An 18,346-nucleotide genomic window follows, 5' to 3' on the forward strand; every position below is an offset into this window, starting at 1 on the left:
CCTGAAACAAATAAGGGGAAACGCTACGGCGTTCCCCCTTTTTCACGTGCTTGAAACTGCTCGTATTTCTTTAAAAGCATAGCGGAATATGAGATGATATAAAAAGTCAGAAAATTCAACTACTATGAGAGCAAGGGGCCTGACAATGCGAACATACACTAAGGAGATTCAAGCGATTATCGACAACGTAGAGAAAGTCATCATCGGTAAGGAAGATGTCATCACACAATCATTGGCAGCACTACTAGCGGGCGGTCACGTCCTATTAGAAGACGTACCGGGAGTCGGGAAGACGATGCTCGTCCGTGCGTTCAGCCGATCGATCGGGTTGACCTTCAAACGTGTTCAGTTCACGCCAGACCTACTTCCGTCAGATTTGACGGGTGTATCGATGTATAACCAGAAAACTAGCCAATTCGAATATAGACCGGGTCCTTTAATGGGGAACATCGTCTTAGCCGATGAGATCAACCGAACATCACCAAAAACTCAATCTGCCTTACTCGAGGGAATGGCGGAAGCGAACGTCACCGTCGATGGTGAGATTCATACGCTTCCGAATCCCTTTTTCGTCATGGCGACACAAAACCCGATTGAACATGAAGGAACGTACCCGTTACCAGAAGCACAACTTGACCGTTTCCTCGTCAAAGTCAAAATGGGTTATCCTGATTTCCAGCAAGAAATGAAGTTGCTCACGCGTTTTGAACGGGATGAACCGATCGAAACACTCGAAGCTGTGATTGGTCGCGAGCAATTGCTCCAGATGAAAGAAGACGTCAAGAACGTCCATGTCTCACAGCCCGTCAAAAAATATATCGTCCATCTCGTCCAAGCGACACGGACGAATGGATCACTCTACCTCGGTGCGAGTCCTCGTTCTTCGATCGCCTTGATGAAGGTCGCGCAAGCGTGGGCGTACATGGAAGGACGCAGTTTCGTTTTGCCGGATGATGTTAAACATCTCTTGATTCCAGTCCTGTCACACCGCCTGATTTTGACAGCGGATGCGCGTTATCACGGTCAATCGTCGGAACGGATTTTGGAACAGATCAAAAAAGAGGTTGCTGTACCCATCCAACAAGACGTGGAGTCCCTATGACGAAGTGGCAAATTGGTTGGCGTTACGCTGTATTACTTTTGACGACGGCAGCCTTATGGGCATATGCGCGCGTTGATGGCGGAAATGTCGCTTCCTTGCTGTTTTACGTCATGGCTGGTTTGACCGTCTACTGGACTCTCTTCCTCATTTGGCCCGTCACGCAGGCACTTGCGACACGCGAAGTATCGAACAAGATGCTCGTTGCTGGAACCGATATCCCGGTTTCCTTACGGGTTCGTCGACGTTTTCCGTTTCTCGTCGGAGCCGTCGAAGTGACGGAGGTGATTCCGAACGAACTCAGTGAAGAAAAACTCGATATTAGCCGTCCACTCCGAGCCCATTACCGGAAGACGGAGCAAATCGATTACACGATACCATCGATTCGTCGAGGGGTGTATCAGATTCCAGGCTGTATCGTCGAAATCACGGATCCATTCGGGTTATTCAAGCGGAAGCGGATGTTTCCGGTCGAGACGTATCTTGCGATCGAACCGGCACGACTTGCCGTTCAGCTTCCCCATGAGGAAGACCGTGGCGATGGGGGAATCTCACCGGTGTCACTTGATCTTCGCCAGTCGTCCTTTACCGTCGTCGGGGTCCGGGAATACGTCAGTGGGGATCGGATGAATCAGATTGACTGGAAAGCGACAGCGAAACGCCAAGGGTTGATGACGAAGACGTTCGAACGAGAGCAAGAACGGGAGACGACGATCGTCTTTGATGAGGGAACGGAGGCAGGTGAAGCCTTCGAACGTGTCATCTCGATGCTCGCAGAAACGACGGATCAGTTGAACAAACGACGACTGAGCTATCGGATCCATCTCGTCGGGCATGCCGTTCAATCATTGTCGTTACCACTTGAAGGAGCGAAACTGACGCATTACCTGATGACGGCGCAACCGAGTCGGACGCGAACGTTCATCGAGTCATGGGAGTATTCGTCTAAGGCGCTTCGATTGAGCGGGAACGTCCTCTTCATCACACCGGATCTTGAATCGAACAATGAACTATGGATTTCGAAGATTAATCAAGAAGCCACCGTTCATGTCTATACACCAGAACGGAGGGGAGTGCGATGATACGACGATTAATCTGGAACGCCATCGCAGCAGCCCTTTTGACTTGTTTCATGCCACCACTTCTCGAACTGACTACATTCGAGCATCTTTGGTCCTTCTTACCGATGCTGTTCCTGCCTTTACTGTTATCGCCTCTCGCGCGACGTTACTTCTTACTTGGCAGTCTCGCGGGGCTACTATTGTCGTTCTACTTGATTTTGACGCCGGGAGCAGCACCGTGGGGCATCTTTACGGAAATCAGCTCAGATGTTCAAAGTGTCATCAATGGTGAGTTACCGGGACGACCAGCCTTTGCACTCTCGATCGGACTAATCAGTTTCTTGATCGCTTATTTAGCACGGCGGACATTCCCGAATCGCGGATTTGTGTTTGGCCTTGCCTTCGGTGTCATCGGATTTATCGCCTATTGCGATACGTGGACGGATTATTCGGGAGAGACGTTCATTCTCTATCCGATCATTCTATCTTTATTATTACTCTATGCGACGGAAGTTAACGAACGACCGCGCGCTTCTTACGTTCGTCCGCTAAGTGCTTTATTCATCATGGGTGCTGTCATCGTCGCTGCTGTCCAAAGTCCTGTCATCAATGCGACATGGCAAGACAGTTGGTACGATTTGACGTCTGGTCTTGAAGGGGAAGGAGAGCCGACAAATGCGATTCAGAAGGTCGGATACGGTAACAATGATGAGCAACTCGGTGGACCGTTTCAGATGGACGATCGAGAAGTTTTCCAAGTCGAAAGTGAAGGGAACCGCTACTGGCGAGTCGAGACGAAAGATATCTATACCGGCAAGGGGTGGGTGCTGTCGGAATCGAATCCGGAAATCGATGCGCGTGGTTTCTTCTCGCATTTCGGAAAAGAGGTCAAGACAAGAAATGAGACGGCAACGTTTGAGATGGCACGTGAATTACCATTCGTGCCATATAACGGTGACAATGTAAGGGTCGAAGTGAATCAGCAACGACAAAATGTGTTGGTTGACCTCGAGAATCAAAAAATTTCGTATCTCGACGAGGCGGATCGTCAACGAAACTATCGAATCGACTATTCGTACCCACTCTTTACGGAAGAACAGCTCCAGACAGATGAACCCGTCAATTTATCGGATAGAGAAACAGAACGGTATCTCCAACTGCCGGAAGGTTTACCACAACGAGTTCGTGATTTAGCGGAACAAATCGTCGAGGGTGAGGAGACACCGTGGGACAAGGCGCGAGCGATTGAAAACTATTTCGAAGAAGAAAACTTCGAATATAATACGGAGGAAGTCGCCGTACCAGGAGAAAATCAAGATTACGTCGATCAATTCCTGTTCGAAACGAAGCTCGGATACTGTGATAACTTCTCGACGTCCGCCGCTGTGTTGCTTCGGGCAGCTGGATTACCCGCACGCTGGGTAAAAGGGTTCACGGGAGGCGAATCCGATGTCATCGGATCCGCCGTGACCAGTTATACGGTACGAAATAAAAATGCCCACTCGTGGGTCGAAGTCTACATTGAAGGACCAGGCTGGATACCGCTTGAGCCGACTGTTAGCTTCGACGGAGCAGGTCAATATACGATTGACCGAGAAACGAACAACGAGACGGAGCAAACAAATCCACAACGCGAAACAGAAAATAATACAGAGACGACGACACCAAATCGTCCGCAGGAAAATCTTCTCGACGAAGAACAGACGACTAGCGCCGGACAGACGGAGCAGAAGTTAATTCCGTTTTGGCCAATCTTCCTGACGGCACTCGCTCTCTTGTTCCTCTACCTGTTCCGAAAACCAATCATTCGAACACTCGCGATTCTCTTCTTCCGGAGACAAATCGAGCGACCAGAAGGATTCCGCCGGATGTATCGCTACCTCTTGCGACGTCTTGATAAAAAAGGATTCCATTATCAAGATGGTCGGACGCTTGCGGAACTGGCGTACGAAGTCGATGGGTACTACGAGACGTACGCGATGCGACCGTTGACGGATGCTTACGAGCGGATGGTTTATGGTGGAGAATCATTGTCGGCTGAGAAAAAACGTGAATATTTCGAAAATATCATTCGTCATGTAGAGGGTTGATATTTACGAAACGATACAGGTACAATGGGAACAACGTAAATCACACACATGCAATCTCCTTTGTATATACTCGCGAATATGGCGCGAGAGTCTCTACCGGGTCACCTTAAACGACCTGACTATGAAGGAGCAGACCCTTCGTATACATTTTTTTGTGAAGCGGCCTGCTCTTTTTCCATTTTATCCATGGGCGAAGAGCGGGCTTTTTTCATAGGGTACGCATGAAATCAGAAAGGCGGGAACAGATTTGGAAGCACATTTGGACCAGGAAATGATTCTCGTCCTCGATTTTGGAGGACAGTACAATCAATTGATCACACGTCGTATTCGGGACCTTGGTGTCTACAGTGAATTGCATTCGCATAAAATCACTGCAGCAGAAGTAAAGGAAATCGCACCTGCTGGTATCATCTTCTCAGGTGGTCCACGTAGCGTCTACGCAGAGGATGCGTACCGGTGTGACCCGGAAATCTTCGACCTCGGTATTCCAATCTTCGGGATCTGTTACGGCATGCAGCTCATGTCACAACATTTCGGCGGAACAGTGGAACGTGCGGGACATCGTGAATATGGAAAAGCCACATTGACGTTACAAGACCCGTCACCGATGTATGCGAACCTACCGCTAGAACAAACGGTCTGGATGAGTCACAGTGACCTCGTCACATCTGTGCCAAACGGATTCGTCGTCGATGGAACGAACGTGTCATGTCCAATCGCTTCGATCAAGAACGAAGAGTTGAAAATGTATGGTGTGCAGTATCACCCAGAAGTAAACCATACGGTCTTCGGAAAAGAATTGCTCAAGAACTTCCTCTTTGAAGTCTGTAAATGTGCAGGCGACTGGTCAATGGAGAACTTCATCGAAATCGAAGTAGCGAAGATCCAAGAACAAGTCGGCGATAAAAAAGTTCTTTGTGCCCTTTCAGGTGGTGTCGACTCGTCTGTCGTCGCAGCCTTGATCCACAAGGCAATCGGTGATCAATTGACATGTATGTTCGTCGATCACGGTTTACTGCGTAAGGGAGAAGCGGAAAGCGTCATGAAGACATTCGCGGATCACTTCCACATGAACGTCATCAAGATTGATGCTCAGGATCGTTTCCTCGACAAACTCCGTGGTATCTCGGATCCGGAGCAAAAACGTAAAATCATTGGTAACGAGTTCGTCTACGTCTTTGATGAAGAAGCTTCGAAGCTGACGGATATGGACTTCCTTGCCCAAGGTACGCTCTACACGGATATCATTGAGAGTGGTACGGATACGGCACAAACAATCAAATCACACCACAACGTCGGTGGATTGCCAGAAGACATGCAGTTTGAATTGATCGAACCGATCAACACGTTGTTCAAGGATGAAGTTCGTGAACTTGGGAAAGAACTTGGCCTTTCCGATGAAATCGTATGGCGTCAGCCGTTCCCAGGACCAGGTCTCGGAATTCGTGTCCTCGGTGAAATCACAGATGAGAAACTCGAAATCGTCCGCGAATCTGATTTCATTCTTCGCGATGAAATCAAAAAGGCGGGACTCGAGCGCGAAATCTGGCAATACTTCACAGTCCTTCCTCCAATCCGTTCGGTTGGTGTCATGGGCGATGAGCGGACATACGACTATGCTGTCGGAATCCGCGCTGTTACGTCAATTGACGGGATGACTTCAGACTGGGCACGGATCCCATGGGACGTGCTTGAGAAAATCTCGGTTCGAATCGTCAACGAAGTCCAGAACGTCAACCGCGTCCTGTACGATGTGACGTCGAAACCACCTTCAACGATTGAGTGGGAGTGATTTAAGAAATTAAGATTAGTAAGTGGCTATAAACCCTTTTATACCAATGGTTTTGAAGCTGTAAGCTGATTTTACCTCCTATCACCTACGACTATTGACTTCTAAAAATACTCTCTTTTATTTGTGTTATTTCGCAAATAGAAGGGAGTTTTTTTGATGGTCAAATTAATTGAACTGATTGATGATTTTCAGCTAAATCAAAGAATCGAAGGGAAAAAGCATTTTTATATTAGTCTTTGTACAACAAGACTGACACGATGGAGAACATATGTAGAAACAGAATTTCAAATAGTTGATTTAGAGGACGTGAGACCCGCTCACATCAAAAGCTACATTCAAGCATGTCAAGGTACTGGGAAAGAAATCAACAGCACGATAAACGGTAGTATAGCCACTCTAAGGGTATTCTTTAATTCATTAGTTGAAGAAGAGTATTTAAGTGAGCATGAAAATCCAATGCGTAGAATCAAAAACTTAAAAGAAGATAAGAAAGTGATCGTGACATTCAACGATGAAGAGGTGAGCCGAATATTAAACGATGTAAAAGAAAACACGTACTCAAATATCAGAGATAAGCTCATTCTAATTTTTCTGTTTGATAGCGGAATACGAGTGAGTGAACTTTGTGATATTAAAACAAACGATGTTTCTAGAAAGCATATTTTGATTCATGGAAAAGGTTCAAAACAACGTCTTATCTACATTTCAAAGCTCATGCGAAAATACATGCGCAAGTTTGAAGCAATTAAGAAAGAACGATTTAACCATAGACCTGATGATGAGGTAGGAGAGCATTATTTTCTAGACCAAAGCGCAGAGCGGTTATCGAGATCGAGGATTAACCAAATACTAAAAGAGCATTGTAGAAGAGCAGGAGTACGAAAAGAAGTGCGCTGTAGCCCACATGATTGTAGACACTATTATGCACAAAAACAACTAAGAAACGGAATTGATGTGTATAGCCTAAGTAGGTTAATGGGGCATTATGATACACAAATTACTTCAAAATATTTAAGAGGCTTGGAGCAAGAAGACATTTTGAATATTGGTCTCATGACTAGTCCTTTAAATAAAATAAAAATAGATAAAAATAAATGAAATAATTGATTGACATACTCGGTATGGCGTGATAAATTAGTTTCAAGACATACTGAGTATGTCAAATAATATTTGGAGATGAGAAAAATGATCGGTTTGGAGTACATAGTTAGAGAGTTTAGAAAAGAATACAAAGAAGTTGCGAACGATTTAGGTGTTTCTAAACAAACAATTCAAGATTGGCTAAAAGAAAGAAGAAAAATTCCAGCAAAGCGGCTAAATCAACTTTCAATAATGTTTAAACTACCTGAAGAGTATTTTCAACAAAAAGAACTTACAAGTATCGAGAAAAACAATGTAAGAATCAAATATCTTGAAATGATTTCTAAAGAGGAAATCATATTTCTTGAAGAAAATGATGAAAAGACCTTTTATCATGCTGCTTCTCCTTATCAAGATGAAATTAATATTATGAAAGAAAATAATGAGTTGACTAAAAATTTTCATGAAATTCAAAAAAAAATTAGCAGTGTCCATACGAAAAGTTTGAGTCAAGTTGGAAGTGACAAGGATGATTCAGCATTTCACGGTGGTTATTCCGATGCACATGCTATTTCGGAGATGTTGGAAACTCTAGAAAATAAAGAACTTAGTAACTATCTCAAAATTTTTGTATATCTTATAAATTCTGATAGAAGTATGTTAGGGAATGTTGAAAAAAGAGTTTCGCAAAAATATAAACCATTTACAAAAAAACTCTATCAAATTTTGAATGAAGAATTTAATGAGTCAGAAAAAGACCAAACTACAATAGAGTAATAGTCACGATTACCCAAACGTAGTTTGGGGAAGCGAAGACATTGAAACCGAGCGCAGCTCGTTTTAATGTCTAGGGTTTTGCGCTTTTAATAATTTTGTTTTTAAGGAACAGTGTGAAAAAACGTTGGTATTAAAGCATTTTTTTGACGAGTTTGCACTTTTGTATTCGGTGCGCTTTATAAACGATAGGGTAGGAGTAGAAGAAATAAACGTATGGGGAAAGTAATTGTAATTGATTCAATAATGGGTAGTGGAAAAACAACGTGGGCAAAAAACTATATGTCAGCACATAAAGATGAAAAGAAATTTATATATGTGTCTCCTTACTTAGATGAGATACAAAATAACTTATTAAAGGATTGTTCCTTCTTAATAGAACCTGATTCTAAGTTAGGGAATGGAAGTAAATTAAGACACTTTAAAAAATTATTGTCGTCAGGTGATAGCATAGTAACAACCCATGCTCTATTTAAATTGTTTGATGAAGAAGTGATAAAGTTGATTCAAGATCAAGAATACATTTTGTTTCTTGATGAAGTAGTTGATGTAGTTGAACGGATAAACGAAATTTCTAAAGAAGATATCAAGTTAATAATTGAAACTAAAACAGCAAAGGTAGAAGACGGAAAATTAAAATGGCTAAATGATGAATATGAAGGCGTATATAAAAGTAAGTACGTAAATCTTCCTTATCATTCGAAACATGGAAACATACACATACATAATAAATCGGTACTTTTTTGGACGTATCCAGTTGAAGTCTTCGAAGCATTTTCAGAAACGTTTATCTTAACATATCTTTTTAAAGGTCAAATTCAGAAATATTATTATGATTTACATAAAATTGAACTTACATATAAATCTGTACATAAAGTTGATGATGTTTATACGTTAGTAGATTATGATGTTCACTTAGAACATAGAAGTCAATATAAACAGTTGATTTCTATTTATGAAGGTTCACTAAATAGAAATTATGTACGGAATAACTCATTGAGTGGCAATGAATTATCTTCGACGTGGTTAAACGACGTTGATGAAATCACTTTATCTAGACTAAAAAAGAATATCTATTCTTTTTTTAGAAACAAAGGAAAAGCTGAACATAACTTATGGACTACAAAATTGTCTGTAAGAAATAAACTTAAAGGTAAAGGATACACTAAGGCATTTATAACTTGGAATAAACGAGCTACGAATGATTATCAAGAAACACGCAATTTGGCGTTTGTATATAATTTGTATATGAATCCAATCGAAAAATCATTTTTTTGTAGTAAAGGTATCAAAGTGGACGAAGACTTATTGGCAGTGAGTAATCTCTTACAATGGATATGGAGAAGCTCAATAAGAAAAAATAAGCCTGAACCGATAAATATATATATTCCAAGCGTACGCATGAGGCTTTTATTAAATCAATGGTTAGATAATAAAGAAATAAAATTTACTTATAAAAAAAATGGATATTAATTACTGTGTGTATCTCTATTAAGTGTGAGTAGAAGCAATAACTTATTAAACAAACCGTACCGTTAGAGTACACCTAAACGGTAATAAATACGAGGAAACAGAAACCCTTTAGTACCAAGGGTTTTCTTTATATTTTTTATTACCGTTTGACTGTTACCGATTTACCTGGGTAAAATCAAGTTAATAACTATTATTTTGGAGGTTAAGCTTATGAGGATTATTGGTTATATCAGAGTCAGTAGTGAAGGGCAGAATATAGCTAGGCAACAGAGATCTTTAAAGGATAATGGTTGTACTGAATTTTACATTGAAAAAATTAGCGGGGCTTCAATGGAACGTCCGAAACTGAATGAAATGCTAGATAGCCTTAGTATGGGCGACATGATAATTGTTCATGAAATAAGTCGATTGTCCCGCTCAACTAAAGATCTTTTAACCATAGTGGAAATAATAAAGGACAAGGGAGCGAAACTTAAATCAATTACAGATAGTTGGTTAGATTTATCCGATGATAATCCGATGAGTGAACTACTGTTTACTATTTTTTCGGGTTTGGCACAATTTGAACGGAAGATGATCAAGCAACGTCAAAAGGAAGGGATAGAGATAGCTAAAAGTGAAGGTAAGTACAGAGGTAAAAAGACTAAATTAGTCGAAGGTGGTAAAGAAGAACAGAGAATGAAAGCTATTCTTGCAGCCTATAAACAAGGGAAATCAATAAACGACATTCGCATGACGTTCAGGGTAGGTACAGGTACTATTTATAGATTGCTTGAGAGAGAAGGACTTAAAAATTAAATTATTTTGCTGATACCTTAGTGGGGGTAATTCTGACCAATTTGTTTACTTCGAGTGTGATTATACGTAATAGTACTCTTACCCCCGCATTCTTTTTATTAATATCGTTCACGTGCGCAAAGTGCTTAGAGTCCGCTTTATAGAGATGATTTTAACTGAATTACTAGATATGCTCGTGAGCAGAAATTAGAGGATAAAATTAAAGTTTTATAACAAGTATTACTTACTGAAAAAACTTTTTTCCGAGACATATGATTGTATAACTGATATATCCCGGCAAAAACCTAAATAAACGTTTCAAAAGAATAAGTAAGAATTATAGAAAGTGTGAGTATGAGAATGGGCATTAATGAAGCAAAGAAATATTTCACTAAAAAAAACTTAAGACAACAAATAGATAATGAGTATTTTGAGTATGATTTATTTGAGAGAGAGATAAACATTAATTATAAGATTTTAAAGCAAGAATATAGAAATGAATACTTTTTTAAAAATATTTTATTTAACAAAATAGTAATGGGTAAATATAGTTTGAACACTACTGGTGCATTTGAGGAAGTACCTATTAAAACATCGAAAGCAGATTTTGTTGTAGTGAATAAAAAAAAATGTATAGTTTACGAGATAAAAACTGATCTTGATAATTTAGATAGATTATCACAACAGTTATTAGATTATTCAACTGTTTTTAGTGAATTATATGTCGTTACAACTGACAAAAATTATTACCCAGTTTATAAAAATTTAAAAGAAATCATTCCTTATATTGGTATTATTGTATTAACCTCTAATGAAACTTTAAGTGTGCGTAAAAAAGCTTCAATATTCATAGACAATTTAAATCACGAAAATTTATTTAAAATTCTTAGAAAGAAAGAGTATGAAAATATATTATTTGAAGTCTTTCATAAACTACCGAATGTCACGCAAGTTGAATATTTTAGAGAATCGATGAAGTGGTTTGAGACTATTGAAATTTTAAAAGCTCAAGAATTAGTTTTTGAACAGTTAAGAAAGCGTATTCCCTTGAGTGATAACGCAGTATTTAAAAGTATTCCTATTCCCATTAGATGGTTGGTCTATTTATCAAATTTTAGTAATGCTGACTTTTCGAAAATTTTAAAAAAGTAATGGAGGAAAAAATATGTATTTCCCGATTATTCGTGGCAGACAATATGATTTGTTAGCTTTAAGAGAATTAAAAGAAAGAGATTTAATTAGTGAAAAAGTTGTTCCTATAATAGAACCAATAAAATTTAGTTCTACACTCAATTCTTTATTATCAGTATTCTTTAATAAACAAAGTAATATCATTTTTATTACTAATCCTAAAGTGGGTTCATTCAAAGATGAAATTGAAATGCCAAGTATAAAAAAAGAGTATCGAAAAATGATATCAGAAAATGAATTTATAATGATTGGACACTACTTGAATAAAAATTCTAAAACTGAAATAGAGAATCTATTTAATGAATATGGTTTTGATCATGAAGATTTAGCAATTATTCATACAGGAGAAGTTTTAGACCAAAGCTATAGTGAAATTTTTAAAGACAAAATTCCATATATTAATGTAATGCCTTATAGTATGTCTTTAAGGAGAAAATTAAGGAATCAAAATTTAGTAGCATTAAGTGATAAATTCAATAAAATGTCTAGAAATTCGGATTATATTGAAAAGCAAAATGAAGAATTTTCGGAAGATCATTTATTTTTCGAAGAAGAAGGATATATAGGCTTTTCAGATTACTCTGTTATAGGTGCGGCTTATGTAGAAGGTGGATTTGCTCCTTATGCCGTAGCGATGCATATTGTGTATCCTAATGAAAATAATGAAATTGATATAGTCCATTTTGTTTCAGATTCAAATAATGATACTAGCGATGCCGCAGGGAAATTTTCGGAAGCTTTGAATAAATTGATTCGGTGGTATAACAACGGTTTCTTAATGAATGAATTAATGGATACTTATGCAATGCGTACACTTTTAAAGCACCATGAAGAAGGGACATACCCAGGGTTACCAACTCTTAAAAAATTATCAATTATGCATCATCTTGAGCTTGTAGACAAATTACTAAATTTGGAGGGAACAGTATGATTTGTTGCGAAAAATGTTTCCTTTCTAAAGTCCTTAAAGATATTGTGAAAAGCTATCAAATTAAAGGCAGTTGTGATTTTTGTAACAGTACTAACGTTTATATCTATGATCTGAATGAAAACGAAGGTCTTGATGAAAAATTCAATGGTTTATTAGGTATATTCCGAAAGAGTGAAGAATTAGAAGAAGACAACTTTCCTGAATTAGAGTTAATTAGTATAAAAGATAACTTTGAAAAACACTGGAATATTTTTAATGAAGATTTTGATTCAAATATGATTCATCGTTTTTTGAGTAACCTTTTGCAAAAGAGATATTCAGATAAAATTTCATTATTGACTAATCAAGTCGGGATACCTCAGTGGATGGTTAAAAGATATTTGGAAGAAAACTCTGTACTAAAAGGTTACAAGTGGGAAGAATTTGTTACGCATATAAAACATAATAATAGGTTTCATAATAACTATGTTAACTATGAAGTTTTGAAAGTATATTTAGAAAGATTAGAAACTATTGTAGAGGAAAGAGTTCTTTATAGAGGTAGGATATCAAATGATGAAGAATTAGATATCGATTCAATGGGCGCTCCTGACCCTGAGTTTGCGAGTGCTGGAAGAGCTAATTCTCAAGGGATCAGCCATTTATATTTGGCTAATGATATTGGGACAGTAATTAACGAAATTCGACCTAGTTTAGGTGATGTGATTTATATAGGAACGTTTCCTGTGCCGAATGATTCGAACTTAAAAGTTATAGACTTTACTAAACTCTCAGAACTAGATGTGTTTGAGTTTGAAGATCCAACTCGTTTTTCCGTCAATCTAAAGACTTTTAAGGAAATGGGAGCAGCTATTTCTAAACCTGTTAGAAGCGGGGATAGTAAATTAGATTATTTGCCTACACAATTTATTGTTGACTTTATTAAAAGTTTAAACGATACAGAAAAAGCTGGTTATCACGGCATAATGTTTGAAAGTACTGTCAGTACAAGTGGGCATAATGTAATGATATTTGATCCTGATTTTTTAAAATGTTCTAAAGTGGATAAAAAAGAAATAAAAACATTACAGTATACGCATGCTCCTTATAGATGAATAAATAATAATTAGTAAGGGGGAGACAATATTACATCTGTTGGGAAACTAGAAAATATATTTTATAAATCTATGTTGGAACTATGTGACGAGTCTAAAAAAATTGGATACAATCCGCATAAAACTAGACGATTAATTTCTGAACAAGGTGGACTCAAAACTGCTCGACAATTAATTAATAGCTCAAAGTTATCTGATGGTTTTATCATTTTGATAGAAAAAAACGCTTAGATCTAACCATAGAAGCATTATGTTTGAATCCGAAGTTTAAGAGTCTTTTTACTGACGAGGAACTAAAAGTTTGCTCGGATAGATTAATTGAGTGGAACTATGAAGTAATCAATGAAAAAAATATCGAACTTCCTAAACTAAAGTCTAATAATAGAGATAGGGAATTTAAAAAGTATAGTAACGATCTAAAAGCCAAAGTATTGTATGAACATTTAATTAATGATAGAACGCATAGATGGTTAGATATAAACATATTAGGTATAACGAGTGGAAATACAAAAGGAAGAGACTCGGCAAATATTCTTTACTATTTAGGTATGAAAGCTGATTATAGAGGTATTTTTAAAAGGCAGGATATTAATAGTGTTATTGAAAGATTAGAAAAAAGTGAACAAGATTATGAAATTGCCATAAAACTATTGAAAACACTTAAGTATGAAGAATTGAGTAACGCTATTGATCTTGATATCGAAGCAGAAAAAACAGAAGACGGTTATGGTATTGAAGGTGGATCTCGAGATTATTATGGAAAACGCTATGAGCGAAACGCAAGAAACAGACTACTTGCTATTCAAGAACATGGTTTGAGTTGTAAAGCATGTGAATTTAATTTTGAAACAGTGTATGGAGAACGTGGGAAAGATTTCATAGAAGTTCATCATGTAAAACCATTAAATACACTAACAAAAGCAATGAAGATAAATCCTAAAACAGATTTAATCCCATTATGTTCCAATTGCCATAGAATGATTCACAGAAGAAAAGATAAGATATTAACGCTTAATGAATTAATTATGATTTTAGGAAAGTGAAAAATTGGATTTTAAATAAAAAATAGTAATGAGTTACTCAATGATTCAATTGCTTATTTCTATTAAATCCCCCCTTTGTTATTTACGAGATACTGCAAATACAGGGGGGGATGACTAATAATAATGGATTAAGAAAACTAAATAACAAGTAAAGAGATTATCTATTTTTCTCATGTTTCCTATGAGAAATTTTTTAATTTTTCTTTGTAGTAGGTAGTTACAAAATCATCAGCTAATTTATATCTATTTTTTATAAAACCAAACTCATTTTCATTGAATCTACTTAAGCGACTTCCTTTATGTATCTCATTTAACATATAGAACATTTGATAAATTTCTACTACGTTTAAGGTTTCGAGTGTGGTAATTTCCATTAATTTAAATTTACATTTTTCATACTCATCTATTTTGAAATTGAAATCAGTATGAATACTATTATGAGAATTACTACCATGCTTCTCAAAAAGAGATGGTTTTATACTATCTAATTGATTTAAATTATACTTAATTTCATTTATTAAAAACGTTTCGACTATATTTTTAGTAATTCTTCTTTTTTCTTGTCTTAAATTTTCATCTAATTCTTTTTGTCTCTTATTATTTAATTCGTTTTGTTCGTCTTGTTTCTTTATTTGTGCTCTAGTTGCCCATACTGATGTGCCAGCAGCAATAAAACCACCAATTATAGCACCTAATAAAGCGAACAAACCATTTGCTAATACTTCGCTCATAAAAATTATTCCTCCCCTTTTTTTTCATTATAATTTAGCGAATGAAGATAAACTACAAGAATGGTATAGAACTAATAAATTCTCAAAGAGATATGGTAATTTGTTGATTTTCATAGAATTGACCTGATACTATTGAAATACAAAATAATACGAATAATTGAAGCCTGTATTTATATAGAAGTTTAATGATCATATCGATAAAACGTTGATAAACCAACGTTTTCGTCAACGAAGTCCAGAACGTCAACCGCGTCCTGTACGATGTGACGTCGAAACCACCTTCAACGATTGAGTGGGAATAATAATGAATCAGCACCACGTTTCTGTAAAAGAACGTGGTGCTATTTTGTTATCTCCTGCTACACTATGAGATGGAACTTATTACTACAGAGGATAGGTAAGGACATTCGTTATGAACAAACGCGATGCATATTGGGATAATGCAAAATTCGGATTGATTACGCTCGTCGTATTCGGTCATTTGATTGAACCGATGATTTCAAAAGATGTCGGTATGACGAACCTGTTTCATTTCATATATCTGTTTCATATGCCAGCTTTTATTTTCATCTCCGGTTACTTTACGAAAGGACACATGACGGCATCTCGTCTTCTTCGACTCACACTAGACTATCTTGTACTGTTTCTACTTGTACAAACGCTATTCGTCGCAGTGACAAAGTGGATGGGAATCACACAATATGCGTTTTGGAAGTTGCAACCAGCTTATATCTATTGGTATCTGTTTGCGGTGTTTATATGGACGTTCGTGTTGTGGGTAATCGTCTGGATCAATCACTTTCTACAAGTGTCATTATGGTACTTTGTCGCGGGAAGCATCGTGATCAGTGTTTATCTCGGCTTTTTTGAAACGATTGGTTGGACACTCAGCGCTTCACGGATTATCGTGTTTTTCCCATTCTTTTTACTGGGCTATACATTCCGACGACACAAGTTAACCTTTCCGACGTCGGGTGGCGCAAAGGTTTTTGGATTAGGGGTGGGCGGAATCGCAATCATCCTACTGTTACGTTACCCAGAGATTTTGAACTTTCAATTGTTGAGTGGTACAAGCGGTTATGCTCCTATGGGTCTCGGTTTAGAAGGAGCAGGTATTCGACTTTCTTTGTATGGTTTGCAACTGCTTTTAGTCTGCGCTTTTTTTGCTTGGATACCACGACGAGATGGAATTGGAACAACACTGGGTGCTCATACATTACCGATTTATGTCGGACACGGTTTTATTGTAAAAGCGTTGGTTGCGATATCGTTTTATAATAATGTCGGGATTTGGCATGGTATAGGGGTTGGTGTGATGACGATTCTAATTTTAGTTTTACTCGGAAAATTCCCAATGACACTACAACTATCGAAATGGATCATGATAAATTCCGAACAGAAGAACGCTTACAAAACCGAACGTTCGGATAAATTAAGTGGTTAAATTTCGTTTTTATGGTTGACCCATGAATTTGACCGTGCTACGATGTGTCTGTTCTTATTTTTCATACCACTAAAAAAACATAAATAATGCCGTATAATTCTGGGGATAGGGCCCGGAAGTCTCTACAGGAACACCGTAAAGGTTCCTACTACGGCGCACACGCAGCATCGTGCGCTTATTGAAACGGCTTTTACCGCTTAGGTAAGGGCCGTTTTTTGTTTTCAAGGAGACGGCTTATTTGGAAGGAAGGCAATCATGAGCACACAATTGAAACAGCCACACCAACCGAAAGCAAAAGAAAATGCGATTGCGCGTTTCTTTGATTTCAATGGGCTTGGTACGAACATGCGTACAGAGTTCATCGCCGGCATGACGACATTCTTCGCGATGGCGTATATCTTATTCGTTAACCCGAATACATTAGCCGAAGCGGGAATGGACGCAGGAGCAGTCTTCGGTGCCACAGCACTCGTTGCGATCATCGGTTCCGTTACGATGGGATTACTAGCGAACTATCCAATCGCGCTCGCACCAGGAATGGGACTAAATGCTTTCTTCGCCTACAGCGTCGTCATCGGAATGGGTATTCCATGGCAAACCGCACTTTCAGGCGTTCTCGTCTCAGGTCTCGTCTTCATGGTATTAACAGCTTCAGGTATTCGTGAGATGATCATCAATGCGATTCCAGAACCGTTGAAAATGGCAGTTGCAGCAGGTATCGGATTGTTCATCGCGTTCATCGGATTAAAAACAGGTGGTCTCGTCGTTGCGAATGAAGCAACACTCGTCTCGCTTGGTGATTTAAGTAAAGGAACAACGCTTCTCGCGGTATTTGGTCTTGTCGTATCTGCGGTCCTAATGACGCGTGGTGTCAAAGGGGCGATCTTCTTCGGAATGATCCTAACGGCAGTCGCTGGAATGATCTTCGGTTTGATTCCGATTCCAACAAGTCTTGGTGAAGTCATTTCAGCACCACCAAGCATCGCACCTACATTTGGACAAGCATTCCTTCACTTCGATGAAATCTTCACAGTTCAAATGATGATCGTCATCTTAACTTTCTTCTTTGTTGATTTCTTTGATACAGCAGGTACACTGGTTGCGGTAGCAAACCAAGCCGGTCTGATCAAAGAAAATAAAGTACCACGCGCTGGTCGCGCATTGATCGCTGATTCAACAGCAACAGTAGCAGGTTCGATCCTTGGAACGTCGACGACGGTTTCTTACATCGAGTCAAGTGCAGGGGTTGCAGCAGGTGGTCGTTCAGGAATGACGGCGATCGTCACAGCTTTATTCTTCGGTCTCGCTTTATTCTTCTCACCATTGCTCGCAATCATCACCGCACCGGTCACAGCACCCGCATTGATCATCGTTGGTGTGTTGATGGCAGCTTCACTGCTCCAGATCGATTGGAAAAAATTCGAGTATGCGGTTCCGGCTTTCTTGACCGTCATCATGATGCCATTAACGTATTCGATCGCAACAGGGATTGCATTCGGTTTCCTCTTCTACCCGGTCACGATGATCGCAAAAGGACGAGCAAAGGACGTACACCCAATCATGTACGTATTATCACTTGGATTCCTCGGTTACTTCATCTGGTTGCACTAATTCAAACTGCGTCTTTCTTCTATATAGAAGAAAGACGTTTTTTTGTTAGGGAGAGGGTAAGGGAGAAGAGAGAGGGTGATTCAGATGTTACAGCAGATTACTGGACCTGTATTCGAGTACTTGGCTGAGAATAAGTTACTCATTCAATTCGCCAG

The 18,346-nt window shown here is 38.7% G+C and carries 16 protein-coding genes, 1 pseudogene and 2 riboswitches (1 of these 19 running past the window's edge); of the genes and pseudogenes, 16 read left to right on the forward strand and 1 reads right to left on the reverse strand.

The features are described 5' to 3' along the window. The first annotated feature begins 145 nt into the window (after window positions 1-145). From MKY22_RS02450 to MKY22_RS02505, 12 genes are all read left to right on the forward strand, one after another. Window positions 146-1,102, forward strand: a complete 957-nt coding sequence (locus MKY22_RS02450) for an AAA family ATPase (protein ID WP_035410946.1) — start codon at window positions 146-148, stop codon at window positions 1,100-1,102. Further along, window positions 1,099-2,181, forward strand: a complete 1,083-nt coding sequence (locus MKY22_RS02455) for a DUF58 domain-containing protein (protein ID WP_290777980.1) — start codon at window positions 1,099-1,101, stop codon at window positions 2,179-2,181. The genes MKY22_RS02450 and MKY22_RS02455 overlap by 4 nt, the downstream gene beginning before the upstream one ends. Further along, window positions 2,178-4,250, forward strand: a complete 2,073-nt coding sequence (locus MKY22_RS02460; RefSeq protein ID WP_341086372.1) for a transglutaminase family protein — start codon at window positions 2,178-2,180, stop codon at window positions 4,248-4,250. The genes MKY22_RS02455 and MKY22_RS02460 overlap by 4 nt, the downstream gene beginning before the upstream one ends. A gap of 40 nt (window positions 4,251-4,290) precedes the next feature. Next, window positions 4,291-4,392, forward strand: a riboswitch (purine riboswitch). 129 nt (window positions 4,393-4,521) lie between these two features. Further along, complete coding sequence (guaA, locus tag MKY22_RS02465; protein WP_051353615.1) at window positions 4,522-6,042, forward strand: glutamine-hydrolyzing GMP synthase; 1,521 nt, start codon at window positions 4,522-4,524, stop codon at window positions 6,040-6,042. Window positions 6,043-6,198: 156 nt separating this feature from the next. After that, a complete protein-coding gene (locus MKY22_RS02470; RefSeq protein ID WP_341086373.1) occupies window positions 6,199-7,140 on the forward strand; it encodes a tyrosine-type recombinase/integrase in 942 nt (313 codons plus the stop codon). Between the two features lie 87 nt (window positions 7,141-7,227). Further along, complete coding sequence (locus MKY22_RS02475) at window positions 7,228-7,899, forward strand: helix-turn-helix domain-containing protein (protein WP_341086374.1); 672 nt, start codon at window positions 7,228-7,230, stop codon at window positions 7,897-7,899. A 213-nt stretch (window positions 7,900-8,112) separates the two neighbouring features. After that, complete coding sequence (locus MKY22_RS02480; RefSeq protein WP_341086375.1) at window positions 8,113-9,369, forward strand: DEAD/DEAH box helicase family protein; 1,257 nt, start codon at window positions 8,113-8,115, stop codon at window positions 9,367-9,369. Between the two features lie 210 nt (window positions 9,370-9,579). Beyond that, a complete protein-coding gene (locus MKY22_RS02485; protein WP_341086378.1) occupies window positions 9,580-10,167 on the forward strand; it encodes a recombinase family protein in 588 nt (195 codons plus the stop codon). 339 nt (window positions 10,168-10,506) lie between these two features. After that, window positions 10,507-11,298, forward strand: a complete 792-nt coding sequence (locus MKY22_RS02490; RefSeq protein ID WP_069941017.1) for a sce7726 family protein — start codon at window positions 10,507-10,509, stop codon at window positions 11,296-11,298. Between the two features lie 13 nt (window positions 11,299-11,311). Further along, the gene (locus MKY22_RS02495) at window positions 11,312-12,268 is read left to right on the forward strand and encodes a sce7725 family protein (protein WP_341086382.1); all 957 of its coding nucleotides are present in this window, start codon (window positions 11,312-11,314) and stop codon (window positions 12,266-12,268) included. Continuing rightward, window positions 12,265-13,362: an RES family NAD+ phosphorylase gene (locus tag MKY22_RS02500; RefSeq protein ID WP_341086385.1), complete on the forward strand. Its 1,098-nt coding sequence runs from the start codon at window positions 12,265-12,267 to the stop codon at window positions 13,360-13,362. The genes MKY22_RS02495 and MKY22_RS02500 overlap by 4 nt, the downstream gene beginning before the upstream one ends. A 254-nt stretch (window positions 13,363-13,616) precedes the next feature. Then, window positions 13,617-14,405 (forward strand): HNH endonuclease, encoded by a 789-nt coding sequence (locus MKY22_RS02505; RefSeq protein WP_341086387.1) that lies wholly within the window; start codon window positions 13,617-13,619, stop codon window positions 14,403-14,405. Between the two features lie 179 nt (window positions 14,406-14,584). On the opposite strand, the gene MKY22_RS02510 is transcribed toward MKY22_RS02505, so the two are convergent. Next, window positions 14,585-15,136 carry a hypothetical protein gene (locus MKY22_RS02510; protein WP_341086389.1) on the reverse strand — a complete coding sequence of 184 codons (552 nt, stop codon included), beginning with the start codon at window positions 15,134-15,136 and terminating at the stop codon, window positions 14,585-14,587. A 224-nt stretch (window positions 15,137-15,360) separates the two neighbouring features. On the opposite strand from MKY22_RS02510, the pseudogene MKY22_RS02515 reads away from it, so the two are divergent. The 4 genes and pseudogenes from MKY22_RS02515 to MKY22_RS02530 form a co-directional block, all read left to right on the forward strand. After that, a pseudogene (locus MKY22_RS02515) lies at window positions 15,361-15,438 on the forward strand (GMP synthase (glutamine-hydrolyzing)); the annotation flags it as partial. A 110-nt stretch (window positions 15,439-15,548) separates the two neighbouring features. Next, window positions 15,549-16,580: an acyltransferase family protein gene (locus MKY22_RS02520; RefSeq protein ID WP_341086391.1), complete on the forward strand. Its 1,032-nt coding sequence runs from the start codon at window positions 15,549-15,551 to the stop codon at window positions 16,578-16,580. A 69-nt stretch (window positions 16,581-16,649) separates the two neighbouring features. Then, window positions 16,650-16,751, forward strand: a riboswitch (purine riboswitch). Window positions 16,752-16,886: 135 nt separating this feature from the next. Further along, on the forward strand, window positions 16,887-18,191 hold the full coding sequence (locus MKY22_RS02525) for an NCS2 family permease (protein ID WP_341090056.1): 1,305 nt from the start codon (window positions 16,887-16,889) through the stop codon (window positions 18,189-18,191). 84 nt (window positions 18,192-18,275) lie between these two features. Beyond that, window positions 18,276-18,346 carry the beginning of a proline dehydrogenase family protein gene (locus MKY22_RS02530; protein WP_341090058.1) on the forward strand. The gene runs 841 nt beyond the window's last position, so the window shows 71 of its 912 coding nt (coding positions 1-71); its start codon is at window positions 18,276-18,278; the stop codon falls past the right edge of the window.

It is taken from the genome of Exiguobacterium sp. FSL W8-0210 (assembly GCF_038006045.1).
Classification (GTDB): Bacteria; Bacillota; Bacilli; order Exiguobacteriales; family Exiguobacteriaceae; genus Exiguobacterium_A.